Genomic DNA, 26,169 nt, shown 5'->3' with positions numbered 1-26,169 from the left:
CGGCCGGGATGACATCATCCCCGCATGAGGATCGCCTTCGTCGGACTCGGGGTCATGGGTGCACCCATGGCCGCCCACCTGCAGCGCGCCGGCCACGAGGTGCGGGGTCACAACCGCAGCCCGGGCAAGGGCGAGGAGCTCGTGGCGGCCGGCGGCACGGAGGTGGACACGCTGCCCGCGGCGCTCGAGGGGGCCGAGGCGGTGTGTCTCATGCTGCCGGACGGGCCCGACGTCGAGGCGGTGATGGGCGGCGAGGACGGCGTGCTCGCCCGGGCGGCGGCCGGGACCCTCGTCGTGGACTTCTCCACGGTCGCCCCGGACGTCGCCCGGCGCGTCGCCGGGCAGGCGGCGGACCGGGGTATGCCGATGGTCGACGCCCCCGTCTCCGGCGGTCAGGCGGGCGCCCGGGAGGCCCGGCTGTCCGTCATGGTCGGCGGCGAGGAGGACGCGGTCCGGGCCGCGCGCCCGCCGCTGGAGGCCGTCGGGGCCACGGTGGTGCACGTCGGACCGCCCGGCGCGGGCCAGGTCGTCAAGGCCGCCAACCAGGTCGTCGTCGCCGGCAACATCCAGGTCCTCTCCGAGGCGGTCGTGCTCCTCGAGAGCCAGGGCATCGCGCTGGACGACGCCCTCGACGTGCTGGCCGGCGGGCTCGCCGGCTCCGCGGTGCTGACCCAGAAGCGCGACAACCTCGTGAGCCGCCGCTTCGAGCCGGGCTTCCGCCTGCAGCTGCACGACAAGGACCTGCGGATCGCCGAGGGCCTCGCGGCGGGCTCCGGCCTCGACCTGCCGGTCGCCCGCACGGTCGCCGCCCTCGTCGCGCAGGCGCTGGACGACGGCGACGCCGCCCTGGACCACTCGGCCCTCATCCGCGGGCTGGACCGACGCTCCCCCGGAGGACCCCGATGACCCCGCCACCGACGTCCGACCGCCCGGTGCGGGTCGCCGTGATCCCCGGTGACGGCATCGGGACGGAGGTGATGGAGCCCACCCTCGGGATCCTCGAGGCCGTGGGGGAGCGGCACGGCCTGACCTTCGACTGGCAGCACCACGACTGGAGCTGCGAATACTACACCCGGACCGGTCGGATGATGCCGCAGGACGGGCTCGACCGGCTCGCCGAGGTCGACCAGATCCTGCTGGGGGCCGTGGGCTACCCGGGGGTTCCGGACCACGTGTCGCTCTGGGGCCTGCTCATCCCCATCCGCCGCGCCTTCGAGCAGTACGTCAACCTCCGTCCGGTCCGGCTCCTGCCGGGGATCGAGTCACCGCTGCGGCTGCGGGAGGGCACGTCCATCGACTTCGTCGTCGTGCGGGAGAACAACGAGGGGGAGTACTCCGAGGTCGGCGGCCGGATGTACCGCGGGACCCCGCACGAGCTCGCCGTGCAGGAGTCGGTCTTCACCCGGCGCGGCATCGAGCGGGTGGCGAGGTATGCCCTCACCCTCGCCGCGGGGCGCGGCGGCGGCCTCGCCTCCGCCACCAAGTCCAACGGCATCATCCACACCATGCCCTTCTGGGACGAGGTCGTCCGGGACACGGCGGCGGACTTCCCGCAGGTGGAGGTCCGGGACTACCACATCGACGCGCTGTCGGCGATGTTCGTCCTGGACCCGGGGCGATTCGACGTCGTGGTCGCCTCCAACCTCTTCGGAGACATCCTCACCGACCTCGGGGCCGCCATCATCGGGAGCATCGGGATCGCGCCGTCGGCGAACCTCAACCCCGAGGGCGTGCACCCCTCGATGTTCGAGCCGGTGCACGGGTCCGCCCCGGACATCGCCGGCCAGGGGGTGGCCAACCCCCTCGGTCAGCTCTGGGCGGCCTCGATGATGCTGGACCACCTCGGCCACCCGGAGGCGGCGGCAGAGGTCGTCGCGGGGATCGAGGCCAGCCTGACCTCCGGGGTGCGGACCCCCGACCTGGGCGGTACGGCCTCGACGACCGAGGTGGCGCAGGCCGTCCGTGACCACATCAGCGGGCTCGACGCCGCCGGGTGACCACGCCCCCGGCCGCCCGGTTCAGGCCGGACCGGTGGTCACCGGGGCCGTCGCCCCGCCGGTGGACTCGCGGTGGTGCAGCGTCCACGGCACGACGGGGTGCTCCGGCGGTGCTGCCCACCCCTCGATCCGCCGGACCAGCAGGTCGAGGACGTGGTGGGTCAGCACCTCCAGGTCGGGGGAGATCGTCGTGAGCGAGGGGGCGTGGAAGCGGCCCTCGGCGATGTCGTCGAAGCCGGCCACCGCGATGTCCTCGGGGACCCGGACGCCGGCCTCGTAGCACGCACGCATGGCCCCCACGGCCAGGAGGTCGTTGAAGGCGAAGACCGCGTCCGGTCGCCGGTCCGCCGGCAGGTCCAGGAGCTGACGCATGCCGTGGTACCCCTCCTCCCGTCCGAAGCCGTCGACGGTGACCGTGCGCTCGTCGGGGAGGTCGAGGCCGTGCTCGTGCAGGGCGCCGACGAAGCCCTCCAGGCGGACCGAGGCCGTGCCCTCCCGGGTCTGCCGCCCGATGGCCGCGGGCCGGCGCCGCCCGAGCGCGAGGAGGTGCTCGCCCACGGCCCACGAGGCGGCCACCGAGTCGACGGCCACGTGGTCGAGGTGGGTCGGGGTCCGTCGCTCGCCCAGCAGGACCAGCGGGATGTCGTCGGTCCGCGCGGCGATCTCCTCGGCCGACAGGGCCAGCGGGCTGAAGATGACCCCGTCGACCATGTGGGCCCGCATGCCCGACAGGACCAGCCGCTCCTCGTCCGGGTCCGCACCGGTGACGTCGAGCAGCAGCAGGAACCCGCGGCGGGTCGCCTCGTCGGACAGGCGGGCGGCGAGCTCGGAGAAGTAGGGAGAGTCGAGCTGGGGCACCGCCAGCGTGATGAACCCCCCGCGGCCGTGCTTGAGCTGCCGGGCCGCGAGGTTGGGGCGGTAGCCCAGCTCGGTCAGCGACGCCTGCACCCGCTCCCGCATGAGGCTGCTGACGTTGGGGTGGTCGTTGACGACGTTGGAGACCGTCTTCACCGAGACCCCGGCGTGCTGCGCGACGTCCTTGAGTCTCACCGGCATGCAGCCATGGTAGGGGTAGGTCGCCCGCCGACACGCCGCGTCACACCGCTCTTTACAACGTTGCACACGCACGGCATACTCCTGGGTGAACCACGATGGTTATCCGTTGTAAACGAGGACAAGGACGTCTCATGACCCAGCCGACCCGCTCTCCGTTCAGCCGTCGATCCTTCCTCTCGCTCGCCGCGGCCGGAGGCATGACCGCCTCGCTCGCGGCCTGCGGGGGGAGCTCGCCGCGCGACAGCGCCGACCAGGCGGTGGCCACCGGTGACGGTGGCGCCGGGGGTTACGACGGACCCCAGGTCGACCTGGCCTTCTGGAACGGCTTCACCGGCGGTGACGGGCCGACCATGAAGGCCCTGGTCGACACCTTCAACTCCGAGCACGCGAACATCGCGGTGACGATGACGACGATGCAGTGGGCGGACTACTACTCCCGGCTGCCCTCCGCGGTCACCTCCGGCAACGGTCCGGACATCGGCATCATGCACGTCGACTCGGTCGCGACCAACGCCGCCCGCAACGTCATCCAGCCGCTGGACGACGTCGCCGCGGCGCTGGAGCTGGCCGAGTCCGACTTCGCCGCGGTCCCCTGGCAGGCCGGGATCTACGACGGCCAGCGCTTCGCCATCCCGCTGGACGTGCACCCCCTCGGCTTCTACTACAACAAGGACGTCATGGAGCAGGCCGGCCTGGACCCGGAGGCCCCGCCGACCGACCACGACAGCTACATGGCGGCGCTGGAGGACCTCAAGGCGGCCGGGATCGAGGGGCACTGGGCCAGCCCGTTCCCCTTCACCGGCGGGCTGACCCTGCAGGCCCTCATCTACCAGTTCGGCGGCAGCCTCTTCAACGAGGACGGCACGCAGGTCACCTGGGGCGAGGCGCCGGCGGTCGAGGCCCTCACCTGGTGGGTGGACCTCGCCAAGAACGGCTACTCGCCGGCCAACGTGGACCAGGACGCCGACTACGTCGCGCTCAAGAACGGGACCACGGCCTTCAACTGGAACGGCATCTGGCAGATCAACGACCTCAAGCAGACCGACATCAGCTGGGGCGTCGCGCCGCTGCCCGACATCGGCGGCTCCGGCGGGGTCTGGGCCGGATCGCACCAGTTCGTGCTGCCCCGCCAGCGCAACGCCGACGCCGACAAGGCCCAGGCCTCCCGCGTCTTCGTCAGCTGGATCTCCGAGCAGTCGCAGGCCTGGGCCGAGGCCGGCCAGGTGCCCGCCCGCAACTCGGCCCGCGAGACCCCCGAGTTCGAGGCCCTGACCGAGCAGGCGACCCTGGCTGAGCAGCTCGACGACCTCCGCTTCATCCCCACCGTCCCGGGCATCACCGACTGCATGGCCGAGTTCGACCGCGCGCTCAACGAGGCCGTCCTCAGCGGTGCCGAGCCGGAGGCCATCCTCGCCGACACCGCGTCCCGGGCCCAGGCGATCCTCGACGAGAACGCCTCGCGCTACAGCGGCTGATGGCCAGGACCCGCACCCCCGGGAGGGGTGGGCGCACCGGCTCGCCCCTGACGCCCTACCTGTTCCTGGCGCCCTACCTGGCGCTGTTCGTCGCCTTCGTGGCCTTCCCCGCCGTCTACGGCCTGTGGATCAGCCTGCACGACTGGGACTACATGATGAGCTCGCAGCGCTTCCTCGGGCTGCAGAACTACACCGACCTCCTGGACCCCGCGTCGGTCGTCTTCCGGGACTTCTGGAACGGCATGGGCAACACCCTGCTGTTCACGGTGGTCAGCGTGCCCTTCCTGCTGGTGCTGCCGCTGCTGCTGGCCCTGCTGCTGCAGCAGAAGTTCCCGGGCCGGACCTTCTTCCGGGCCATGTTCTTCGCGCCCTACGTCCTGGGGGTGGCGGTGATCGGCCTCATGTGGCGCTACCTGCTCGACGGCAACTTCGGGCTGGTCAACGCCTACCTCGGCACCGACATCTCGTGGACCACCTCGCAGCCGTGGGCCTGGGTCAGCCTCGTCGGGGTCACGGTCTGGTGGACCCTCGGCTTCAACGCCGTCATCTTCCTGGCCGGGCTGGGGGACATCCCGACCGAGCACTACGAGGCGGCCGCCCTGGACGGCGCCGGGTGGTGGGCGAGCTTCGTCCACGTGACCCTGCCCGGGCTGCGACCGGTGATGATCTTCGTGGTGGTCATCACCGTGCTGGCCAGCGCCAACATGTTCGGGCAGTCGTACCTCATCACGCAGGGCGGGCCCTCGCAGTCGACCCAGACGGCCATCATGGTCATCACCGACCTGGGGCTGAGCCGCTACCAGATGGGGGCGGCGGCGGCGCAGAGCTACCTGCTGGCCCTCTTCCTGGCCGTCGTCTCCATCGCCAACTTCTGGCTCATGCGGGACAAGGACGCGGCCGAGCAGGCCAAGGCGCTGCGCGCGCAGCGGCGGCGCGGCGGGGGAGCGGACGGGCATACCCCGGGGTCGTCGGACCCCCAGGTCCCGGCCACCCCTGCGAGCCTGGGGACCGTGCGATGAGGCGCGCGGCACGCAACCCCCTGCTGTGGGTCGTCCTGACGCTGCTCTCGGTCGTCTTCGTCGGTCCCATCGCGGCCATGCTGCTCACCTCGCTGAAGCCGACCGCGGAGGCGCAGTCCGCCGACCCCGGTCTGCTGCCCGGCGAGATCACCTTCCGGGCCTACGAGGTGCTCTTCACCTCGGCGGACAACCCGGTGCTGCGCTGGTTCCTCAACTCCATGCTCGCGGCCACCGCGCACGCGCTCCTGGTGGTGCTGACGGCGTCGCTGGCCGGCTACGCCCTGGCGCGGATGGACTTCCCCGGCAAGAACCTCATGTTCGGGGTGATCATCTCGACGATGTTCGTCCCCGGGTTCATCTTCCTCATGCCGAACTTCCTCACCCTGGACCGGCTCGGCTGGCTCGACACCCTCGCGGCCATCGTCGTGCCCGGGGCGGCCGGCGCCTTCGGGGTGTTCTTCATGCGGCAGTTCTTCCTGTCCCTGCCCAAGGAGTTCGAGGAGAGCGCCCGCATCGACGGGGCCGGGCCGTTCACGACGTTCTTCCGGATCATGCTGCCCAACGCCACGCCGGCCCTGGTGACCCTCCTGGTGCTGAGCTTCCTCGCGAACTGGAACGACTTCATCTGGCCGCTCTACGTGCTCTTCAACGACGCGCGGCTCACCCTGCCCATCGGGCTGTCCAAGCTGCAGGGCGCCTACACCATCGACTACCCGGTCATCATGGCCGGCGCCGTCATCGCCTCGCTCCCGGTGCTGCTGCTCTACGTCTTCGTCCAGCGCTACGTCATCGACGGCGTGGCCACCTCCGGGGTCAAGGGCTGAGGCGCGCACCGTTGCGCCCCGCTCGCCCCAACCGTCCCGCCCCCACCGTCCCGCGTCGTCCCGTCCCGCATCGAAGGAGATGCCCATGACCCACCACCCACGCCGCGCCCTGCTCGCCACCGCGACGGCGCTCGCGCTCAGCGCGACCCTGGCCGGACCCGGTCTCGCCGCCCCCGCAGGACCCGCGGCCCCCGCACGGCCCGCGGCCCCCGCCGCCCCCGGGGCGCCGGAGGGCACCTACACCAACGCGGTCAGCGACGCCTTCTCCGACACCTACGCCGACCCCGCGGTCATCCAGGGCAAGGACGGCTGGTGGTACGCCTACGCCACCGCCGACCCGCTCTACGCCGGCCAGGAGCCGGGCATCGGGCACATCACCCGCACCCGCGACTGGGCGACGTGGGACTACGTCGGCACCATCTTCGACGACACCAACCGCCCCGTCTGGGCGGAGGAGTCGGCCGGCCTCTGGGCCCCCGACATCCGCTACGTCGACGGTCGGTACGTCCTCTACTTCACCGTCACCGACACCACCCGCAACCCCGGTGAGGACTCGGCGATCGGGGTGGCCACCTCCGCGGACCCCGCCGGCCCGTGGGTGCCGGCCGACGAGCCCATCGTGGCGCCCCGGCAGCTGGACGACGGTCGCTTCCTGTGGACCTTCGACCCCGCGGGGTTCACCAGCACCGACGGCCGCCAGTGGCTCTACTACGGCTCCTACTTCGGCGGCCTGGAGGTGACCGAGGTCAGCGCCGACGGCCTCACGCCGGTCGGTGAGCCCACCCAGGTCGCGATCAACGACCGCTACGAGGGCGCCTACGTCGTCGAGCACGACGGCTGGTACTACCTCATGGGGTCCTCGGCCAACTGCTGCGCGGGGCCGGCCACCGGCTACTCGGTCTTCGCCGGTCGCTCGAAGGACCCCCGCGGCCCCTTCCTGGACGCCGACGGTCTCGACCTGTCCGCCTCCGTCACCGGCGGCACCACCGTCCTCACGCAGAACGGCAACAGCTGGGTCGGGGCGGGCCACCACTCCGTCCTCACCGACGCCACCGGCCAGGACTTCATCGTCTACCACGCCATCGACCGGGACGAGCCCTGGCTGACCGACCCCTTCGGCATCAACCGGCGCCCCATGCTCCTCGACCGGTTCGACTGGATCGACGGCTGGCCCCGCACCGACGCCGGGGCCGGTCCCTCCGAGGGCCCGCAGCCGCTGCCGGTGACCACCTCGCTGCTGCCCGCTGACCCTGCCGACCCGGCCACCTCCTTCACCGGGATGAGCACGGGGCAGGACCCGCAGGGTGGCGACGTCGGGGTGCTCGAGGGGACCGCGACCAGCCGGGCGAAGGCCCCCCGCGATGCCGCCCGGGTGCGCCTGGACGTCCGGGCCGAGGACACGCTCACCCTCACCCTGGGTGCGCACCCGAAGAAGGTGCGGGTCACCTACGACGGCGCGGCCGGCGAGCTGAGGACTGCCGTGGTGATGGGCGCCAAGAAGGTCGTCGACGAGTCGGTGACCCCGCTGCCCCCCGGGCAGGGCTGGCGCACGCTCACCGTCGAGGCCGGCCGGCGCGCCGTCACCGCCGAGGTGTCCGCCTCCGACCTCCACGACCCGATGGCCGTGACGGGCGCATCCTTCCCCGGGTTCTCCCTGGCCTCGGCACCGGTGACCCTCACCGGGGCGGACGCCCGGGTCGACAACCTCTCCGTGCAGCACCCCGCCACGCCGGTCACCGACCCGGCTCCGGCGCCGCAGGTCGGCGACGTGATCTTCTCCGACTCCTTCGACGGCGGGCTGGACGACACCTGGCAGTGGGTCCGCCCGGACGACGGCATCACCGTGGCCGACGGCGACCTCGTCTGGCCGCTCCGGTCGGTCGACGCCGTCGGGGGCACGAACACCGGCGCGCTGCTGCTGCGCGACATGCCCGAGGGCGACTGGATCGCCGAGACCGAGCTCACCCTCGACCTCGGCGAGGACACCGTGCGCAACTACCAGCAGGCCGGTCTCATCGTCCACGAGGACGACGACGACTTCGCCCGGCTGGGGTCGGTGGCCATCTGGAACACCCGGACCGTCGAGTACGGCCGGGAGCTCGCGGTCGCCGAGGGCGACGACCGGACGATCTACGCCGGGGCGATCATCGGGGCCCCGGCACCGACCATGTCGATGCGGATCGCGCACACCACCGGGGCCGAGGGCGAGCACGTCTACCGCGCCGGCATCAGCAGGGACGGCACGTCCTGGGTGTGGGGGGCCGCGTGGACCTTCCCCGCGGGCACCGACCCCCGGCTGGGTCTCTACGCCGGCGGCGGTGCCGAACCCCCGGTCGACGCCCGCTTCCACGAGCTGACCGTCTACGAGTCGGCGCCGTGAGGCGCCGGACGCGGCGAGCGGCCGGCATACCCCTGGTGCTCCTCGTCCTCGCCGGGTGCGCCGGCGGGGGCGGGGCGGGCCAGGACGCGGCGACCCAGCAGACCACCGACCAGACCACCGAGAGCGAGGCCGACGACGTGGCCGCAGGCACCGGGTTCACCAACCCCGTCCACCCGACCAACTTCCCCGACCCGCACATCCTGGCCGACGAGGACGGCGGCTACATCGCGTTCGCCACGAACGGCAACGCGATGAACGTGCAGACCGCCGTGAGCGAGGACATGGTCGACTGGTCGCAGGGCAGCGACGCGCTGCCCCGGCTGCCCGGCTGGTCCACCCCCGGCAAGGTGTGGGCGCCGGAGACGATCCGCTGGGCCGACGGCAGCTACCGGATGTACTACACGACCGCGCTGACCGGCGAGGACCGCCAGTGCATCTCGGTGGCCGTCGCTGACCAGGCCGCCGGCCCCTACGTCGACGAGTCGGACGAGCCGCTGCTGTGCGAGATCGAGGAGGGCGGCTCGATCGACACCAGCCCCTTCGTCGCCTCCGACGGCACCGCCTACCTCTACTGGAAGAACGACGGCAACCACGTCGGCGTGGACACCTTCATCCGGGTGGCCCGGCTCTCCGAGGACGGGATGAGCGTGGAGGGGGAGACCGTCGACGTCCTGCAGCAGGACCAGCCCTGGGAGGACATGCTCGTCGAGGGGCCCTCGGTCTGGGAGCACGAGGGCCGCTTCCACCTCTTCTACTCGGGCAACGGCTTCTGGACCGAGGCGTATGCCGTCGGCCACGCCGTCTCCGACAGTCCCACCGGGCCCTTCACCAAGGACCCCGAGCCCGTGCTCGTCGCCAACGAGGTGGCCGCCGGGCCCGGGCACAACTCGCTCATCGAGGTCGACGGGCAGCTGTGGATGGTCTACCACGCCTGGGTCCCGGGCTCGGTCGGCGACGAGGCCGTCGGGCGCCAGATGTGGCTCTCCCGGGTGACCTTCACCGCGGACGGCGGCGTGGAGGTCGAGCCCCCCACCGTCGACCACCCGGTGGCGCCGGAGGCCGGCCGATGAGCGCCCCCGCCCCCGCCGTCCCCCGCCCGGAGCACCCCCGGCCCCAGTTCGTCCGCCCGGACGGGCGGTGGCTCACCCTCAACGGCACGTGGCAGTTCGAGCGCGACCCCGGCGACTCGGGCCTGGAGCGCGGGCTGCTGGACCGGGAGCTGGACGCCTCCATCCTCGTCCCGTTCGCCCCGGAGTCCGCGATGTCCGGGGTCGGGGACCCCGACTGGCACGAGGCGGTGTGGTACCGCCGCTCCCTGGGGCTGCCGGCGGACTGGCCGGCGCAGGACCGCGTGCTGCTGCACTGCCAGGCGGTCGACCACGACGCCACCGTCTGGGTGGACGGCACCGAGGTCGGTCGGCACCGCGGCGGGCACACCAGCTTCACCCTGGACCTCACGGCGGCCCTGGGCGGCCGGCGGTCTGCGACCCTGGTGATCCGCGCCCGCGACCCGCGGCACGAGCTGCTGCCGCGCGGCAAGCAGGCGACCTGGTTCCACGGCACGCACGCGCAGTACCCGCGCACCACCGGCATCTGGCAGCCGGTCTGGCTGGAGTCGGTGCCGACCAGCTTCCTGGGCCGGGCGCGGATCACCCCCGACGCCGCCGGGGCCTTCGACGTGGAGCTGCCGGTGACCGGCGGCATACCGGGGCAGCGGGTGCGCGCCACCCTGCGGGACGACGCGGGGGAGGTCGCCGCCGCGGAGGCGCCCGTCGGGCGCCAGCTGGTGCCGCGGGTGCGCCTGGACGTCCCGGCCGACCGCCGACGCTGGTGGGGCCCGGGCGACCCGCACCTCTACCGGCTGCACCTGGAGCTCCTGGACACCGGGGGAGAGGTGCTGGACGAGGTGGAGTCCTACGCCGGGCTGCGCACCCTCGCGATCGACGGGCACCGCATCCTGCTCAACGGCGAGCCCGTCTTCCAGCGCCTGGTCCTGGACCAGGGGTACTGGCCGGAGTCGCTCATGACGGCCCCGAGCGAGGAGGCGCTGGTCGCGGATATCGAGCTCGGGCTGGCGGCCGGCTTCAACGGCGCCCGGGTGCACCAGAAGATCGCCGAGGAGCGCTTCCTGCACCACTGCGACCGGCTGGGCTACCTCGTCTGGGGGGAGTTCCCCGACTGGGGGGTCTCCGGGGCCGGGCCGGCCGGGCACAACCAGGGGCACGGCCCGACCTTCGTCGCCCAGTGGGTGGAGGCGGTCGAGCGCGACTACTCCCACCCCTCCGTCGTCGGGTGGTGCCCGCTCAACGAGACCCACCAGTTCCTGCACGACCGGTTCACCACGCTCGACGACGTCACCCACGCGATGTACTGGGCGACCAAGGGGATGGACCGGACCCGTCCGGTCATCGACGCCTCGGGCTACAGCCACCGGGTCGCGACCACCGACGTCTGGGACAGCCACGACTACGCCCAGGACCCGGCGGTGCTCGCCGAGCACATGTCCGGCCTGGCGCAGGGGACGCCCTGGACCAACACGGGCGAGAACACCGGGGCGTGCCAGCCCGGCGCCCCCGCCTACTCCCTGCCGTACGCCGGCCAGCCGTACTTCTGCAGCGAGTACGGCGGGATCTGGTGGGTCCCGGAGCACGAGCGCGCCCGGTCCGACGAGGCGAACGACTCGGGCGAGTCCTGGGGCTACGGCGACCGGGTCCGCGACGAGGAGGAGTTCTACGCCCGGGTCGAGGGCCTGACCCGGGTGCTGGACCAGGACCCGCTGATGTTCGGCTACTGCTACACCCAGCTCACCGACGTCTTCCAGGAGAAGAACGGCATCTACGGCTTCGACCGGTCGGTGAAGTTCGACATGGCCCGGATCCGCGCGGTCTTCGGTGCCGAGGCGGCCTACGAGCAGGAGGGCTGACTAGGCTGGCCGCCGTGGGAGAGCAGCTGGCAGTGGCGGTCACCGGGGCACCGGGGGCAGGGAAGACCTCGACCGGTCGGGAGCTGGCCCGGGTGCTCGGGGCGGCGCTGCTGGACCTCGACACGGTGACGAACCCGCTCGTGGACCTGCTCATGGCCTCGCTCGGGGGCCAGGGGTATGACGACCCGCAGGTCGCGCCGCAGGTGCGCCGGGCGCGGTACGCCTGCCTGGTCGGCGCGGCCCAGGACTGCCTGCGCACCGGCACGCCCGTCGTGCTCGTCGCACCCTTCACGGGGGAGCGGGCGGACCCGCAGGCGTGGGCGGTGCTCGCCCGGACGCTGACCGAGGCCGGGGGTGAGCCGTGGCTGGCCTGGCTGGAGATCTCCGCCGGTGAGCTCGGCGCACGGCTGCGGGCACGGGGGGCCCAGCGGGACCACGCCAAGCTGGCGGACCTGGAGGGTTACCTCGGCGGGGTGGACCTCGCCCCGCCGCTCGCGCCGCACCTCGCGGTGGACGCGACGCTGCCGCCGCAGGAGCAGGCCCGTGACCTGCGCCGTCGACTGGCGCCGGCGCCGCGCTGAGGACTGCTGGCCCCACGGCATACCCCGCGCCGCGGCCCGCCGAGAAACTCATCCGTCGGACCCGTTGACAACGGTGTCATCTGCGAGGCAGACTCCTCCTGTCAGCAGATGACAACGATGGACAACGACGACCGGAGGACTCCATGGTGGAGCGAGCGCACACGCTGCGGCGTGCTGGTGCACCCGGTCCTCGGGGAGGCCGTCGATGACCTCCCTCACCCCCCGTCGGCGGGTCCCCGGCCCCACCCTCCGCGACGTCGCCGCGCTGGCCGGCGTCAGCCTCAAGACCGCCTCGCGGGTGCTCAACGACGGGCCGAACGTGTCCAGCGCCACCCGGCAGGCGGTCCAGGAGGCCATGGAGTCGCTCTCCTACGAGCCGGACCCGGCGGCCCGCTCGCTGCGCGCGGGGCACGACCGCACCGTCGGCGTCGTCGTCGACAGCGTCGGTGACATCTTCTTCTCCGAGCTGGCCGCGACCCTGGAGTCGGTGCTGGACGCCGCCGGCTACAGCTGCCTGCTCGCCTCCAGCAACCGCCAGGAGGGCCGGGAGCGCGACATCGTCCGCAGCCTCGTGCGCCGACGCTGCGCCGGCGTCATCGTCGCGCCGACCACCCCCGCCTCGATCTCCGCCGCGGACCTGGCCGGCACCCCGGTCGTCTTCGTGGACCGCGTCGGCCACGTCGAGGGGGCCGCCTCGGTGGTCTCCGACGACCCCGGCATGGCCTTCGAGGCCACCCGGCACCTGCTGGCGCACGGCCACCGCCGGGTGGCCCTGCTCAGCGACTCGCTCGACCTGCCCACCACCCGGGGGCGGCAGGAGGGATACCGCCGGGCGCTGACCGAGGCCGGCGTCGAGGTGGCCCCCGAGCTGATGCGCATGGAGTGCGACGACGAGAGCTCGGCGATGCGTCAGGTGCGCGAGGTGCTGGACCTCGCCGACCCGGCCACGGCGATCTTCTCCTGCAGCTCGCGGCTCTCCCTCGGGGTGGTGCCCGCCCTGCACCAGTTCGGCCGCACCGACGTGGCCCTCGTGTCCTTCGGGGACTTCACCATGGCGGACAGCGTGCAGCCCGCGGTGACCGTCGTCGACCACTCCGCCCGGCGGATCGCGCAGACCGCGGCGGAGGCCCTGCTGGCCCACCTGCCGCCGCACGACCCCACCCACGGCCCGACCGGGGTCATCGAGGTGCCCGCCCGACTCATCCCCCGTGGGACCGGCGAGATCGCCGCACCTCCCACCCCCCAGCAGATGTCCCGAGCCTGAAGGAGGCACATGTTCACCGCGACGACGGGGTGCGACATCCCCGAGGACCACCCCAGGAAGGAGCAGCCCCGATGAGCACCGACGCGATCTACGAGGCGCGCGGCATCGTCCGCCGGTTCGGCGCCGTGCAGGCGCTGGACGGCGCCGACTTCGACGTCCGTCCCGGTGAGGTCTCCGCGCTCATCGGCGACAACGGCGCCGGCAAGTCCACGCTGGTGCGGATCCTGTCCGGTGCGGACGCCCCGGACGGGGGGACCATCTCCTTCCAGGGCCGCGAGCTCACCCTCACCAGCCCGACGGACGCCCGCGACCTGGGGATCGAGACGGTCTTCCAGGACCTCGCGCTGGCCAACCACCTCGACCCCATCCAGAACATGTACCTCGGCCGCGAGCTCATGCGGCCCGGGCTGCTGGGCCGGCTCGGCTTCATGCAGCGGGCCGAGATGCGCCGGCGCGGCGCCGAGGCCTTCGACAGCCTCGGGGCGACCGTCCGTGACTACGAGGGAGCGGTCAGCGGCATGTCCGGCGGCCAGCGCCAGGCCATCGCGGTCGCCCGCGCGGCCACCTGGGCCGACAAGGTCATCTTCCTCGACGAGCCGACCGCCGCGCTCGGCGTCGTGCAGACCAAGGGGGTGCTCGACCTCATCCGCCGGATCCGCGACCAGGGGCTGGGCGTCGTCTACATCAGCCACTCCATGCCCGAGGTCCTCGAGGTCTCGGACCGGGTGCACGTCATGCGCCAGGGCCGTCGCGTCGCGGTCTACGACGCCAAGTCCTCCAGCGTCGAGGAGCTCGTCGGCGCGATGACCGGAGCACTCGAGACCAGGGAGGCCTCATGAGCAACGCCACGCACACCAAGGACGACGTGGCCGCCGCGCCCGAGACCGAGGACGCCGCCCCCCGCACCTCGGTCGGGGAGCACCTGCGCCGCCGGGTGCAGGCGCAGGCCCTGCAGATCGTGCTCGTCTGGCTGGTCATCTGCGCGATCTTCAGCACCCTGGCCCCGACGGCCTTCCTCGACGTCACCAACTTCCGCAACATCGCGGTCAGCGTCGCCATCCTGGCCGTGCTCGGCGTGGGGACGACGTTCATCATCGTCACCGGCGGCATCGACCTCTCTATGGGGTCGATCCTCGTCTTCAGCGGGGTGGTCTCGTCGCTGACGATGGAACGCCTCGGGGACGGCCAGGGCTGGGGCGTGGCGCTCGTCGGCATCCTGGTGGCGCTGGGCTGCGGGCTGGCCTGGGGCCTGGTCAACGGCTTCTTCGTCGCCAAGGCCAAAGTCCCGCCCATGATCGTCACGCTCGGCACCTTCGGCGCCGCGCTGGGCCTGGCCCAGGTCTTCACCGGCGGCATCGACCGCCGCGCCGTCCCGGACGTCCTGGTCAACACCGTCGGCTTCGGGCAGGTGGCCGGGGTCCCCATCCTCGTGCTCGTGGCCGCGCTCGTCGTCGTGCTCGGCATCGTGCTGCTGCGCCGCACCAAGTTCGGGCTGCACACGAGCGCCGTCGGGTCCAACCCCGAGGCCTGCCGCCGGGTCGGCATCAACGTCGACCGGCAGCTCATCCGGGTGTATGCCTTCGCCGGGCTGCTGGCCGGGCTCGCCGGGATCCTCAACCTCACGTTCTTCCGGTCGACGACCATCGCCGGGCACAGCCTCACCAACCTGGACGTCATCGCCGGCGTCGTCATCGGCGGGACCAGCCTCTTCGGAGGCATCGGGACCGTCTTCGGCACGGTGGTCGGCCTGCTCATCCCGGCCACGCTGCGCAACGGCTTCGTCATCCTCGGGGTGGCGCCGTACTGGCAGCAGGTCGTGGTCGGGGCCTTCCTTGTCGGCGCCGTCTACTTCGACCAGGTCCGCCGCGCGTCCGCGACCCGCGGCCGCCCCCGCAGCTCTCTGTTCTCCCGCATCTTCACCCACCACCGAAAGGACTCCTGATGCGACTCCACCGATCAATAACGATCCTCGCCGCCGCTCTCGCCACCACGGGGCTGGCCGCCTGCGGAGGCGGTGACGCCGACAGCGGCGACGGCGCCGACGGCACCCAGGCCGAGGGTGGCTCCTCCGGCACCCCGCAGGTCGCCTTCATCCAGGGCGTCATCGGCGACAACTTCTACATCTCCATGGAGTGCGGCGTGCGCGCCGCGGCCGAGGAGCTGGGCGCCGAGGTGTCCGTCCAGGGCCCGCAGCGCTGGGACCCGGCGCTGCAGCAGCCGATCGTGACCTCGGTCGCGGCCAGCGACCCGGACGCCATCCTCATCGCCCCGAACGACGTGACCGCGCTGCAGCGGCCCCTCGAGGACGCCGCCGAGAACAGCGAGGTCGTCCTGGTGGACACCACGGTGGAGGACCCCTCCTTCGCGGTCTCCGAGATCGCCTCGGACAACGTCGGCGGCGGCGCCGCGGCCTTCGAGGCCATCCAGGAGCTGGCCCCCGACGGCGGCAAGGTGCTCGTCATCGACAACCAGCCGGGCATCTCGACCTCCGACGACCGGGTCCAGGGCTTCGAGGAGGCCGTGGCGCAGGACGACTCCTTCGAGTACGTCGGTGTGGAGTACGCCCAGAACCAGCCGGCCCGGGCGGCCTCCATCGTCACCTCGGCGCTGCAGCGTGACCCCGACCTGGTGGCGATCTTCGCGACCAACATCTTCAGCGCCGAGGGTGCTGCCACCGGCATCGAGCAGGCGGGTGTCTCCGGTGAGGTGCAGGTGGTCGGCTTCGACGCCGGCCCCGCCCAGGTCGAGGCCCTCGAGGACGGCACCGTGCAGGCCATCATCGCCCAGCAGCCCTACGAGATCGGCTACCAGGGCGTCGAGCAGGCCCTCATGGCGCTCGAGGGCGAGGAGACCGAGGCCCAGATCCAGACGGGCTTCACCATCGTCACCGCCGACACCCTGGACAGCGAGGAGGGCCAGGCGGCCCTCTACGCCTCCGAGTGCTGACCCGGCGCCGGCCGCGACCCGGCGCAGAGCACCGACACACCGACCATCCCGACCCCCGCGGCAGGCCCGCGGGAGCACCACGCAGAGAAGGAGCGACGTGCCGACACTGGTAGCCGGGCTCGACCTGGGCAGCACCCGGATCAAGCTGCTCGTCCTGGACGACCGGGGCGAGGAGGTCGCGCTGAGCCGCACCGCCACCCCCTGGGAGGAGGACGAGGTCGGCGCCGTCGTCCTCACCGAGGACGCCCTGGTCGCGGCCGTGCACGAGGTGCTCGACGACGCGGCCCGCCAGCTCGCCACCCTCGACGGCGGCGACGCCTGCGCCGCCGAGGCCGCCGGGCCGTCGCCCCGGGTCGAGGTCCTGTCCGTCACCGGGATGGGGGAGTCCGGCTTCCTCCTGGGCCCCGACGACCGGGTGGTCGCCCCCGCCTTCGCGTGGTTCGACCGCACCGGCCAGGATGCCGTCGAGGCGCTGCCGGCCGACCTCCGGGCGCAGTTCCCGGGGCGCACCGGGCTCCCGTGGGGCGTGCAGGTCTCGGCCGCCAAGATCGCCCACCTGCGCGACCGTGGCGCACCGGTGGCGGACGCGCGCTGGCTGAGCCTGCCGGAGTTCGTCGTGCACGCCCTCGGCGGGCCGGTCGTCGCCGAGCGCTCGCTCGCCGCCCGGACCGGGCTGCTGCAGGTGGAGACCGGGCAGGTCTGGCCCGAGCTGCTCGACCACCTCGGCGTCGGGGCCCAGGTCGTCCCACCGCTGGTCGACGCCGGCACCCCGGTCGGCCGCGTCGACGCCGCCCGGGTCCCCGCGGCGTTCGGGCAGGCCGAGCTCAGCGTCGCCGGGCACGACCACCTCGTGTCCAGCCGCGCGAGCGAGCACGGCCATGCCCCCGGCGACGACGACGACGAGCACGAGCACGAGCAGGCAGCCGCGACCCCGGGCACCACCGCCTCGCCGGGCGGGCGCTACCACGTCTCCCTCGGCACCGCCGAGGTGCTCCTGCGGGTCATCGACACGCCCCTGACCTTCGAGGCCCGCAGCCGGCTGGGGGCATACCTCATCAACTGCGTCCCGCACGTCGTCCCCGGCCGCTGGGTGGTCGTGGCCGGCGTCAAGACCGGCCTGCTCATGCGGCGCACCCTGACGATGCTGGGGATGGTCGACGAGCCGTCGCACCGGGCCCTCGACGAGGCGGTGCTGGCCCTGCCGGCGGACGCCCCGTCCACCGGCATCACCGTCGCCGGTGCCCGCAACGACGACGGCGAGCTCGCGCTGCGGATCGGCACCGACGAGGTGTCGCCGGCCCTGCTCATGCGGGCGGTGCTCGAGCACGGCAACGAGGAGATCGCGCGCCTCGTCCAGGTCCTGGACCGCGAGCTGCCGCCGGCCACCTCGGCCCTGCTCACCGGCGGCTGGACGTCCTGGGCCAGCGTCCGGGAGGCCCGGGGCCGGGTCCTGCCGCGCCTGGAGGTCTCCCACCGGTCCCAGGACACGGCCTACGGCGCCGCGGTCTCGGCCCTGTCCCTGCTCCCCGCACACCGCTGAGCCACGGCACCCCCACCCCTGAACCGCACCGTCCCACCCCTGAACCGCACCACCCCCGCAACCCACGAGGAGCGATCCACATGAACACCCTGTCCACGCTCGAGCGCCGCGCGTTCTCCCGGCTCACCACCCCCGCCGGGCGGATGCTCGTCGTCGCCGCGGACCAGCGCAACGGGATGAAGGCCGTGATGAACGGCCCCGAGGGCCCGGAGGGCATCTCCGTCGCGGAGCTGGCCGAGGCCAAGTCCGACCTCGTCGCGCACCTGGGCAACCACGCCCCCGCCATCCTGCTCGACCCCGAGGTCGCGCTGCCCAAGGTCGTCGACGAGGGCACCCTCGCCGCCGGCACCGCCCTGGTGGTCGGCATGGACGCCTCCGGGTTCGAGACCGTGGACGGGTTGCGCTACACCCGCTACGTGCCCGGTGTCACCGCCGCGACGGTGCGCGAGCTGGGCGGGGACGCCGCCAAGATGCTGTGGTACCTGCGGCCCGACCAGCCGGCCTCGGTCGCGCGGGTCGCCGCCGAGATGGAGGCGCTGGTCGCCGACTGCGAGGCGGCCGGCCTCCTGCTCATCGTCGAGATCCTCACCTACCGGCTCGAGGACGAGTCGCCGGAGGAGTATGCCGCGCGCTTCGGCCAGCTGGTCGTGGACTCCGCGCGGGTCTCCGTGGAGCACGGCGCCAAGGTCCTCAAGCTGGCCTACCCGGGCTCGGCGCAGGCCTGCGCCGAGGTGAGCGCGGCCGCCGGGGACGTGCCCTGGGCCGTGCTGTCGGCGGGGGTGGACCACGCGACCTTCGTGGAGCAGGTGCGGACCGCCGTCGAGCACGGCGCCGCCGGCGCGATGGCCGGCCGCTCCCTGTGGAAGGACAGCCTCGCCATGACGGCGGGGGAGCGCGAGGAGCTGCTCAGCACCCGTGCCCAGCCGCGGCTGGCCGAGCTGTCCGCCACCATCGACGGCGCCGTGCCCGCCGACGTCGGGGTCCCCGCGTGAGCGGCGGCCTCGACGGCAGGACCGTCCTCGTCACCGGGGCCTCCGGCGGCATCGGCGCCGAGATCGTGCGCCACCTCGTGGCGGCCGGGGCCGACGTGGTCGCCGCGGCGCGCACGCAGGAGTCGCTCGCCGACCTCGTCGCCGAGACCGGGGTGCGCACCGTGCTGTTCGACCTCGCCTCCGAGGAGCAGATCGCCGCGGCCCTGGACGGCCTCGACCTGTGGGGCGTGGTCAACTGCGGCGGTTTCGGCGGCGAGATCGCGTCGCCCACCGAGACCGACATCGAGGTCTTCGACCGGGCGATGGCGGTCAACGCGCGCGGCGCCCTGCTCGTCATCAAGCACGCCGCCCGCACCATGATCCGGTTGGGCGCCGGCGGCTCGATCGTCAACGTGTCCAGCCAGGCCTCCCTCGTGGCGCTGCCGAACCACGTGTCCTACGGCTCGTCCAAGGCCGCGCTGGACAACATCACCCGGGTCAGCGCCCTGGAGCTCGGACCGCACGGCATCCGGGTCAACAGCGTGCACCCGACGGTCGTCATGACCGAGATGTCCGAGTTCTACTGGGGCCGCGAGGACGTCGGCCCGCCGTTCCTCGCGCAGATGCCGCTGGGGCGCTGGGCGACGCAGGCCGAGGTCGCGGCGCCCGTCGTGTTCCTCCTCGGCGAGGGCGCCTCGATGATCACCGGCGCCCACCTGCCCGTCGACGGGGGGTACACGTGCCGGTGAGCCCCGGACCCGCCGGTGGTCCCCTCCCGGGCGGACGGGACTACCGGCGCGCGCGGCGCGCGGAGCTGCTGCGCTTCGCGCAGGGCTCGCGGGTGCCGGAGGGCTTCGGCTACCTCGACGACGACGGTGCGGTGGACCCGGCCCACCCGGTCGAGCTCTACGTCACCTGCCGGATGACGCACGTCTTCTCGCTCGGCCTCCTGGCCGGCGACCCCCCGGCGCCCGGAGGCCCGGGGCCGGGGGAGCTGGCCGACCTGGCGGCGCACGGCGTGGCGGCCCTGCTCGACGGCCCGCTGCGGGACGCCGAGCACGGGGGCTGGTTCGCCGCGGTCCGCGACGGGTCGGTCGAGACCTCCACCAAGCAGGCCTACGCCCATGCCTTCGTGGTGCTGGTCGCGAGCACCGCGCGCACCGCCGGCATACCTCGTGCGGACGAGCTGCTGGAGACGGCGCTCGCCGTCCAGGAGCGTCGCTTCTGGGACGAGGAGCAGGGCATGGTCGTGGAGGAGTGGGACGCGTCCTGGTCCGAGCTGGACCCCTACCGCGGCATCAACTCGGCCATGCACACGGTCGAGGCCTACCTCGCCGCCTGGGCCGCCGGAGCCGGACCCCGGTGGCGCGAGCGGGCGCTGCGGATCGCCGGCCGGGTCGTCGGCTGGGCCGAGGAGCGCTCCTGGCGCATCCCCGAGCACTTCGACACCGCCTGGACGCCGCTGCCGGAGCACCACGCGGACCGCCCGGCCGACCCGTTCCGTCCCTACGGCGCCACCGTGGGGCACGGGCTGGAGTGGGCCCGGCTCCTCGTGACGCTGGCCACCACCGGCGAGCAGACCGACACCACCCTGCTCGAGGCCGGGGTGCACCTGGCCGACCGCGCGGTGGCCGACGGCTGGGCGGCCGACGGGCAGGACGGCTTCGTCTACACCACCGACTGGGCGGGTCGGCCCGTGGTGCAGGAGCGGATGCACTGGGTCCTGACGGAGGCCATCGCCACCTCGACCGTGCTCCACTGGGTCACCGGTCAGGCGCGGCACGCCACCGACCTGGAGCGCTGGTGGCGGTATGCCGACCGCTACCTGGTCGACGCCGACGGCCGGTCGTGGCGGCACGAGCTGGACCGGCACAACCGGCCCAGCGCGCGCACCTGGCCCGGCCGCCCCGACGCCTACCACGCCTACCAGGCGTCTCTGGTGGCCGATGTCCCCGGTGCGGCCTCGTTCGCCGCCGGGGTGGCGGCGTGGTCGCGGTGACCGGTCCCGCGGCGGGCCGGCGGGAGCCGGCCGAGGAGCGCTACGAGGCCGTCCTGCTCGACAGCGACAGCACCCTCGTGGACTCCGCGGGTGCGGTGCGGCGCAGCTGGGAGGCCTGGGCCCGCCGCTTCGGCGTCCCGGTCGAGCGGCTCGGTGAGACGCACGGGATGCCGAGCCGCCAGACCATCGCCCGTCTCGACCGCGAGCTCGACCTCGGGCTCGACCTCGAGCAGGCCGGGGCGGTCTTCGACGAGATCGAGCTCGGCGACCTGGACGACGTGGTGGCGCTGCCGGGCGCCCTCGACGCGCTGGCCGCGCTGGGGGACCGGGCCGCGGTGGTGACCTCGGCCGACCGGGCCCTGGCCTCGGCGAGGCTGGGGGCGGCCGGGCTGCCCGCGCCCGCGGTGCTGGTCTGCGCCGACGACGTGGAGCGGGGCAAGCCCGACCCGGCCCCCTACCTGGAGGCGGCCGCGAGAATGGGCGTGGACCCGGCCGGCAGTCTCGTGGTGGAGGACTCGCCGGCCGGCGTGCGGTCCGGCCGGGCGGCCGGAGCCTCGACCCTGGCGCTGCTCACCACCACCCCGCGGGAGCAGCTCGCGGAGGCGGACCTCGTCGTGCCCGACCTCTCCTGGGTGCGCTTCGGCGTCGACGCGCGCGGGGTGTGGGTCTCCGCCCGCGACTGAGTCGAGCCACGGGTCGCACCGCGGACGGCCCTCACGGGCCGACGAGGGCGGCGCCCACCGCCTGGCCCACCGAGAGGGCGAGGAACAACCACGCGGTGGCCTGCCCGGCGTCCTGCGGTCGCAGCACACGGCCCCAGAGGATGAGGGTCCCGGTCAGCGCCATGTAGGCGGCGCCGAACAGCGCCAGACCCAGCACCGCCGCCCACGGCTGCGTGGCCGTCGACACGGCGCCGGTGGCCAGCAGGACCCCCGCCGCGCAGGCGAGGAAGGCCAGGAACGGGCTGGTGAGGTCGACGAGCCGACCCGCGACGACCCCGACCAGCCCACCGACCCCGACGGCCACCCAGAGCCAGCCGATGTGGTCGGTACCCAGGCCCGTGTCCCGCACCACCGCGCTGGGGCCGTAGGTCCACACGTAGGCCGAGACGCCCCCTGCGGCGGCGGCCAGCAGCCAGGGGAGCACCATCCCGCCGACGGCGCCGGCGGCCGGCGCGGACCCTTCCGGGGCGGACCCGCCCGCCCCGCCCGGCTCGGCGTCGGGCACCTCCGGCGCGAGCGTGTGCACGGCCCACCCGGCCCCGACGCACACGACGGCGACCATGAGCCACGGGGTGAGCGCGGCGCTGGTCAGCAGCACCACCGCGCCGACGACGACGAGCCCCACGGCGGTCCCCGAGTTCACCGCGGCCTGCGTCAGCCCGGAGCGCCCGGCGGGCACCGCGCGGTCCAGGAGCGGGACCAGGGCCGGGGAGGCCAGACCCGCACCTGCCCCGGCGACGAAGGCGGCGGCGGTGAAGGTGGCGACGCCCGGCGCGAGCATGAGACCCAGGGCGCCGGCCCCCGCGACGAGGCCGGCGGCGAGCGCGAGGGCCCGCGCCCGCCTCCTGGCCAGCCGGCCACCCACGAGCACCGCGAGGCAGTAGGACGTGAACTGGGCCGTCCCCGCCGGCCGCAGCGCCCCGTCCAGGTCCGGGCGTGCGGCGGCCATCTGGGGGTGCAGGAGGCCGACACCGAAGCGGGCCATGCCGTAGGTGCCGGCGATGAGGATCACACCGGCGAGCACCAGGCTCAGCGGCGAGCGGGCGGTGGGCGGTGGCGAGGAGTGTAACGATCGTTTCAGCATGAAACGCACGTTACACTAGGTCGATGACGAAGGAGCAGACCCGCACCCGGATCCTCGACGCGGCCGAGTCGCTGTTCTTCAGCGAGGGCATCGCGGCCACCGGCGTCGACCGTGTGGCGTCCGCCGCCGGGGTCTCGGTCGTCACGCTGTATGCCCACACCGGGAGCAAGGACGGCCTGCTGGCCGAGGTCCTGCAGCGCCGGCTCGACGGCTGGCGCGCCGTCTGGGACGAGGAGGTGGCGGCCGCCCCGGGTCCGCGGGAGCGGGTGCTCGCCGTCTTCGACGCGCTCGCGGCCTTCCGGGCCCGCTCGTCACCGACTCAGTGGTGCTCCTTCCTCGCGACGGCCTCCGAGCGCCCTCCCGCCCGGGGGGAGGGCGAGGACCGCGCCGGGGACCTGGTCGACGCGGACACCGCCGGGCTCGTCGGTCGGCTGCGCGAGCTGGCCGCGGACGTCGACCCGGAGCGGGCCGAGGAAATCGCGGACACCGTCCTGCTCCTCTACAACGGTGCCCTCGCCAGCCTGCTGCGCGGCGTCCCGCAGGACCCGGCCGGGCGGGCCGCCGAGACGGCGCGGGCGGCGCTGGGCTGGGGGCGCGAGGGCTGACGAGGCTGACGGGGCTGACCGGGCGGGCGACCCGGTGGTGGGTGACGATGGGGACATGGCACGGGACATCGACATCGCCCTCCTCGGCGCCACCGGCTTCGTCGGCCGGCTGGTCGCCGAGCACCTCGTGCAGGCCGCACCCGACGGGGTGGTCGTCGGGCTGGCCGGACGCTCGCGGGAGCGGCTCGAGCAGGTCCGGGCGGGGCTGGGGGTCCGCGCGGCGGACTGGCCGCTGCTCGTGGCCGACTCCGGTGACGCCGCCACCCTCCGGGCGCTCGCCGACCGCTCCCGCGTCGTCGTCAGCACGGTCGGGCCCTACCAGCGGCACGGCATACCCATCGTCGAGGCGTGCGCGGCCGCCGGCACGGACTACGCCGACCTGACCGGCGAGGTGCTCTTCGTCCGCGAGGCGGTCGACCGCTTCCACGACAGGGCCCGGGAGAGCGGCGCGCGGGTCGTCGTCTCCTGCGGCTTCGACTCCGTGCCCTCCGACCTGGGCGTGCACCTGCTGCACCGTGCTGCGCAGGAGGACGGTGCCGGTGGTCTCACCGACACCACCCTGTGGGTGCGGGAGGGAAGGGGCGGGGTCAGCGGCGGCACCGTCGACTCGCTGCGGCTCCAGCTGGAGCGCACCCGCGAGGACCCCGCGCTGCGCCGCGTCGTCGGTGACCCCTTCGCGCTGAGCGGCGGTCACCGCGGCGCGCCCGCCCAGCGGGAGCACTGGCGTCCCTTCGTCGAGGAGGGCAGCGGCCGGTGGGCGGTGCCGTTCTTCATGGCGCCCTACAACACCCGCGTGGTGCGGCGCTCCGACGCTCTGCTCGGCGGTGGCTACGGCGCCCGCTTCCGCTACCGCGAGCTCGTCGCCAACGGCCGCGGGGCGCGGGGTGCCCTGCGGGCCCGGACGCTGGTCGCGGCGATGGGCGGACTGGTGGGCGCGATGTCCGTGCCGGGGCTGCGCTCCCTGGTGGACCGCGCCCTGCCCTCGCCCGGGGAGGGCCCGAACCGGGAGCGGCGCGAGGCCGGGTCGTTCCGCACCGAGACGACCACGACCACCGAGGACGGCTCGCGGTATGCCGCGACCGTCGCCGCCCAGGGCGACCCCGGGTATGCCGCCACGTCCGTGATGCTGGGCCAGTCGGCCCTCGTGCTGCTCGCGACCCGTGACGAGCCCGGGCGCGAGGGTGGGGTGCTGACCCCCGCGGCGGCGCTCGGGGACGACCTCGTGCAGGCGCTGCGCCGCCAGGGCTTCACGCTGGACGTGCGACGCCTGGACCGGTCCGACGGCGTCTCGGGAGCGCGGTGAGGACGGGCGCCTCGGGTAGTCTCCTCGCACGGTGCGCCGCCGGGCGCCGGACGTGGAGGGGACGATGAGGATGTCCAGGGTGGTCGCCGTGGCGCTCGCCGGGGCGGTGCTGCTGGCCGCGTGCGACGGGAACGCCGACCCGGCGGCGGACGCCCCGGCACCCACGGCGGAGGAGGCCGCGGCCGCGACGTCGGGCCCGGACGACGCGGCCACCACCACGGCGCCGCCGGTCTCCTCGGCCGTGCCCGAGCTGGTGTCGGTCGCGTGGCCGGACGCCCCGCGCGAGCTGACCGAGGTCGAGCAGGAGTTCATGTACGCCCCCGGCCCCTATGCCGGCGAGGCCTACGACGAGGAGGCGGCCTACCAGGCGGTGCTGGCGATGGAGCCGGGCAGCGCCGTGGAGTGGCAGCGGGCCATCCAGTCCCAGGTGCAGGGTGACTACGCCGAGGACGTCCAGGCCGCGATCCTCTTCGACCCGAGCCTGTCGGAGGTCTCGGACGGACCGACGCAGGGCGAGGCGCCGGAGGTCGAGGCCGTCGGCAGCAACCACTTCGCCGTCGTGCTGGACGCCAGCGGCTCGATGTCGGCGCAGGGCCGGGGAGGGACCCGGATGACGGAGGCCACCTCGGCGATCGCGGACTTCGCCGACACCCTGCCCGAGGGGTCGACGCTGAGCCTGCGGATCTTCGGCCACGAGGGCGACAACACCGACGCCGGCAAGGCCGAGTCCTGCGCCTCCAGCGAGGTCGTGTTCGAGGGCGAGGCCGCGGGGCAGGACCTCCAGGAGGCCTTGGCGCAGGTGCAGCCGGTGGGGTGGACCCCGCTCGCGCGCGCGGTCACCGCATCGGCCGCGGACATCCCCGAGGACGCCAGCGACGGGATCGTGTACGTCGTGACGGACGGTCTGGAGTCGTGCGGGGGCGACCCGGTGCAGGCGGCCGAGGACCTGGCCGGGTCCGGCATCGAGCCGGTCGTCAACGTCATCGGCTTCGAGGTCGGCGACGCCGACCAGCAGGCGCTGCGCGCGATGGCCGAGGCGGGGGGCGGTGAGTTCACCGACGTCGGCTCGGGGGCCGACCTGGAGGAGTACTGGGCGCAGGAGTACTCCCGGATGATGGACGCCTGGGGCGAGTGGCGGCGGGCCGAGCTCGAGCGGGTCCAGGACGAGGGCCGGGCGTCGATGGCGGAGGCCAGCGAGGTCGGACAGCGGCTCATGGACGGAGCGCAGGACGAGGGGGAGCGGGCGATGGACCTCGCCTCCCGCCTGCAGGACGAGGAGGTCGTCGACCGCGCCACCGGCAACGAGGTCTGGCGGTGGGCGCTGGACCGCAAGAACGAGATGTGGCGCTGGGCGCTGGACCGCAAGAACTCCAACTGGCGGGCGGCCTACCGCGAGCAGACCCGCACGTGGCGGGAGGTCTACGACGAGGGCAGCGCCCGGTGGTCGGAGTACTACCGCCAGCAGCGCGGCGACTGAGCG

General features: G+C 73.8%; 23 protein-coding genes. 21 read left to right on the top strand and 2 right to left on the bottom strand.

Translation table 11 applies throughout. The features are described from left to right. Nucleotides 1-24 precede the first annotated feature (24 nt). Together Q0967_RS04675 and Q0967_RS04670 are read left to right on the top strand one after the other, a co-directional pair. Complete coding sequence (locus Q0967_RS04675; RefSeq protein ID WP_298746177.1) at nt 25-906, top strand: NAD(P)-dependent oxidoreductase; 882 nt, start codon at nt 25-27, stop codon at nt 904-906. Beyond that, nucleotides 903-1,997 (top strand): tartrate dehydrogenase, encoded by a 1,095-nt coding sequence (locus Q0967_RS04670; RefSeq protein WP_298746179.1) that lies wholly within the window; start codon nt 903-905, stop codon nt 1,995-1,997. Before Q0967_RS04675 ends, Q0967_RS04670 begins: the two co-directional genes overlap by 4 nt. 21 nt (nt 1,998-2,018) lie before the next feature. On the opposite strand, the gene Q0967_RS04665 is transcribed toward Q0967_RS04670, so the two are convergent. Further along, entirely contained in the window at nt 2,019-3,053 is a 1,035-nt protein-coding gene (locus Q0967_RS04665) for a LacI family DNA-binding transcriptional regulator (protein ID WP_298746181.1), read from the bottom strand. Between the two features lie 131 nt (nt 3,054-3,184). Between Q0967_RS04665 and Q0967_RS04660 the strand changes: the two genes are divergently transcribed. The 16 genes from Q0967_RS04660 (at nt 3,185) to Q0967_RS04585 (ending at nt 21,658) form a co-directional block, all read left to right on the top strand. Continuing rightward, the gene (locus Q0967_RS04660) at nt 3,185-4,528 is read left to right on the top strand and encodes an ABC transporter substrate-binding protein (protein WP_298746183.1); all 1,344 of its coding nucleotides are present in this window, start codon (nt 3,185-3,187) and stop codon (nt 4,526-4,528) included. Then, complete coding sequence (locus Q0967_RS04655; protein WP_298746185.1) at nt 4,528-5,547, top strand: carbohydrate ABC transporter permease; 1,020 nt, start codon at nt 4,528-4,530, stop codon at nt 5,545-5,547. Before Q0967_RS04660 ends, Q0967_RS04655 begins: the two co-directional genes overlap by 1 nt. Further along, a complete protein-coding gene (locus tag Q0967_RS04650) occupies nt 5,544-6,371 on the top strand; it encodes a carbohydrate ABC transporter permease (protein ID WP_298746187.1) in 828 nt (275 codons plus the stop codon). The genes Q0967_RS04655 and Q0967_RS04650 overlap by 4 nt, the downstream gene beginning before the upstream one ends. Before the next feature lie 85 nt (nt 6,372-6,456). Beyond that, nucleotides 6,457-8,751, top strand: coding sequence for a family 43 glycosylhydrolase (locus Q0967_RS04645; protein WP_298746189.1), 2,295 nt, complete (start codon nt 6,457-6,459; stop codon nt 8,749-8,751). Then, nucleotides 8,748-9,821, top strand: coding sequence for a glycoside hydrolase family 43 protein (locus Q0967_RS04640; protein ID WP_298746191.1), 1,074 nt, complete (start codon nt 8,748-8,750; stop codon nt 9,819-9,821). Before Q0967_RS04645 ends, Q0967_RS04640 begins: the two co-directional genes overlap by 4 nt. Further along, entirely contained in the window at nt 9,818-11,674 is a 1,857-nt protein-coding gene (locus tag Q0967_RS04635; RefSeq protein WP_298746193.1) for a glycoside hydrolase family 2 protein, read from the top strand. The genes Q0967_RS04640 and Q0967_RS04635 overlap by 4 nt, the downstream gene beginning before the upstream one ends. Before the next feature lie 14 nt (nt 11,675-11,688). Next, on the top strand, nt 11,689-12,255 hold the full coding sequence (locus Q0967_RS04630; RefSeq protein ID WP_298746195.1) for an AAA family ATPase: 567 nt from the start codon (nt 11,689-11,691) through the stop codon (nt 12,253-12,255). A gap of 205 nt (nt 12,256-12,460) precedes the next feature. Continuing rightward, complete coding sequence (locus Q0967_RS04625) at nt 12,461-13,519, top strand: LacI family DNA-binding transcriptional regulator (RefSeq protein WP_298746197.1); 1,059 nt, start codon at nt 12,461-12,463, stop codon at nt 13,517-13,519. A 71-nt stretch (nt 13,520-13,590) separates the two neighbouring features. Continuing rightward, complete coding sequence (locus Q0967_RS04620; protein WP_022924685.1) at nt 13,591-14,358, top strand: ATP-binding cassette domain-containing protein; 768 nt, start codon at nt 13,591-13,593, stop codon at nt 14,356-14,358. Next, nucleotides 14,355-15,461: an ABC transporter permease gene (locus tag Q0967_RS04615; protein ID WP_298746207.1), complete on the top strand. Its 1,107-nt coding sequence runs from the start codon at nt 14,355-14,357 to the stop codon at nt 15,459-15,461. Before Q0967_RS04620 ends, Q0967_RS04615 begins: the two co-directional genes overlap by 4 nt. Further along, on the top strand, nt 15,461-16,465 hold the full coding sequence (locus Q0967_RS04610; RefSeq protein WP_298746209.1) for an ABC transporter substrate-binding protein: 1,005 nt from the start codon (nt 15,461-15,463) through the stop codon (nt 16,463-16,465). The genes Q0967_RS04615 and Q0967_RS04610 overlap by 1 nt, the downstream gene beginning before the upstream one ends. A 97-nt stretch (nt 16,466-16,562) precedes the next feature. Beyond that, nucleotides 16,563-18,005 carry an FGGY family carbohydrate kinase gene (locus tag Q0967_RS04605; protein ID WP_298746211.1) on the top strand — a complete coding sequence of 481 codons (1,443 nt, stop codon included), beginning with the start codon at nt 16,563-16,565 and terminating at the stop codon, nt 18,003-18,005. Between the two features lie 80 nt (nt 18,006-18,085). Then, the gene (locus Q0967_RS04600; protein WP_298746213.1) at nt 18,086-18,997 is read left to right on the top strand and encodes a hypothetical protein; all 912 of its coding nucleotides are present in this window, start codon (nt 18,086-18,088) and stop codon (nt 18,995-18,997) included. Continuing rightward, nucleotides 18,994-19,725, top strand: a complete 732-nt coding sequence (locus Q0967_RS04595) for an SDR family oxidoreductase (RefSeq protein ID WP_298746215.1) — start codon at nt 18,994-18,996, stop codon at nt 19,723-19,725. Before Q0967_RS04600 ends, Q0967_RS04595 begins: the two co-directional genes overlap by 4 nt. Next, nucleotides 19,722-20,975 (top strand): AGE family epimerase/isomerase, encoded by a 1,254-nt coding sequence (locus Q0967_RS04590; RefSeq protein ID WP_298746217.1) that lies wholly within the window; start codon nt 19,722-19,724, stop codon nt 20,973-20,975. The genes Q0967_RS04595 and Q0967_RS04590 overlap by 4 nt, the downstream gene beginning before the upstream one ends. Further along, complete coding sequence (locus Q0967_RS04585; protein WP_298746219.1) at nt 20,972-21,658, top strand: HAD-IA family hydrolase; 687 nt, start codon at nt 20,972-20,974, stop codon at nt 21,656-21,658. The genes Q0967_RS04590 and Q0967_RS04585 overlap by 4 nt, the downstream gene beginning before the upstream one ends. 31 nt (nt 21,659-21,689) lie before the next feature. Here Q0967_RS04585 and Q0967_RS04580 read toward each other — a convergent pair whose 3' ends face one another. After that, nucleotides 21,690-22,781, bottom strand: coding sequence for an MFS transporter (locus tag Q0967_RS04580; RefSeq protein ID WP_298746221.1), 1,092 nt, complete (start codon nt 22,779-22,781; stop codon nt 21,690-21,692). Between the two features lie 23 nt (nt 22,782-22,804). On the opposite strand from Q0967_RS04580, the gene Q0967_RS04575 reads away from it, so the two are divergent. The 3 genes from Q0967_RS04575 to Q0967_RS04565 all read left to right on the top strand — a co-directional run bounded on the left by Q0967_RS04575 (nt 22,805) and on the right by Q0967_RS04565 (nt 26,166). Further along, the gene (locus Q0967_RS04575; protein WP_298746223.1) at nt 22,805-23,386 is read left to right on the top strand and encodes a TetR/AcrR family transcriptional regulator; all 582 of its coding nucleotides are present in this window, start codon (nt 22,805-22,807) and stop codon (nt 23,384-23,386) included. Between the two features lie 55 nt (nt 23,387-23,441). Then, nucleotides 23,442-24,689, top strand: coding sequence for a trans-acting enoyl reductase family protein (locus Q0967_RS04570; RefSeq protein ID WP_299449270.1), 1,248 nt, complete (start codon nt 23,442-23,444; stop codon nt 24,687-24,689). Between the two features lie 64 nt (nt 24,690-24,753). After that, nucleotides 24,754-26,166, top strand: a complete 1,413-nt coding sequence (locus Q0967_RS04565) for a VWA domain-containing protein (protein ID WP_298746227.1) — start codon at nt 24,754-24,756, stop codon at nt 26,164-26,166. The last annotated feature ends 3 nt before the right edge of the window (nt 26,167-26,169 follow it).

The organism is uncultured Serinicoccus sp. (assembly GCF_947500995.1).
In the GTDB taxonomy this organism is placed as follows: domain Bacteria; phylum Actinomycetota; class Actinomycetes; order Actinomycetales; family Dermatophilaceae; genus Ornithinicoccus.
Note: the sequence above shows the minus strand (reverse complement) of the source record. Positions and strands in the feature narration are given on the sequence as shown.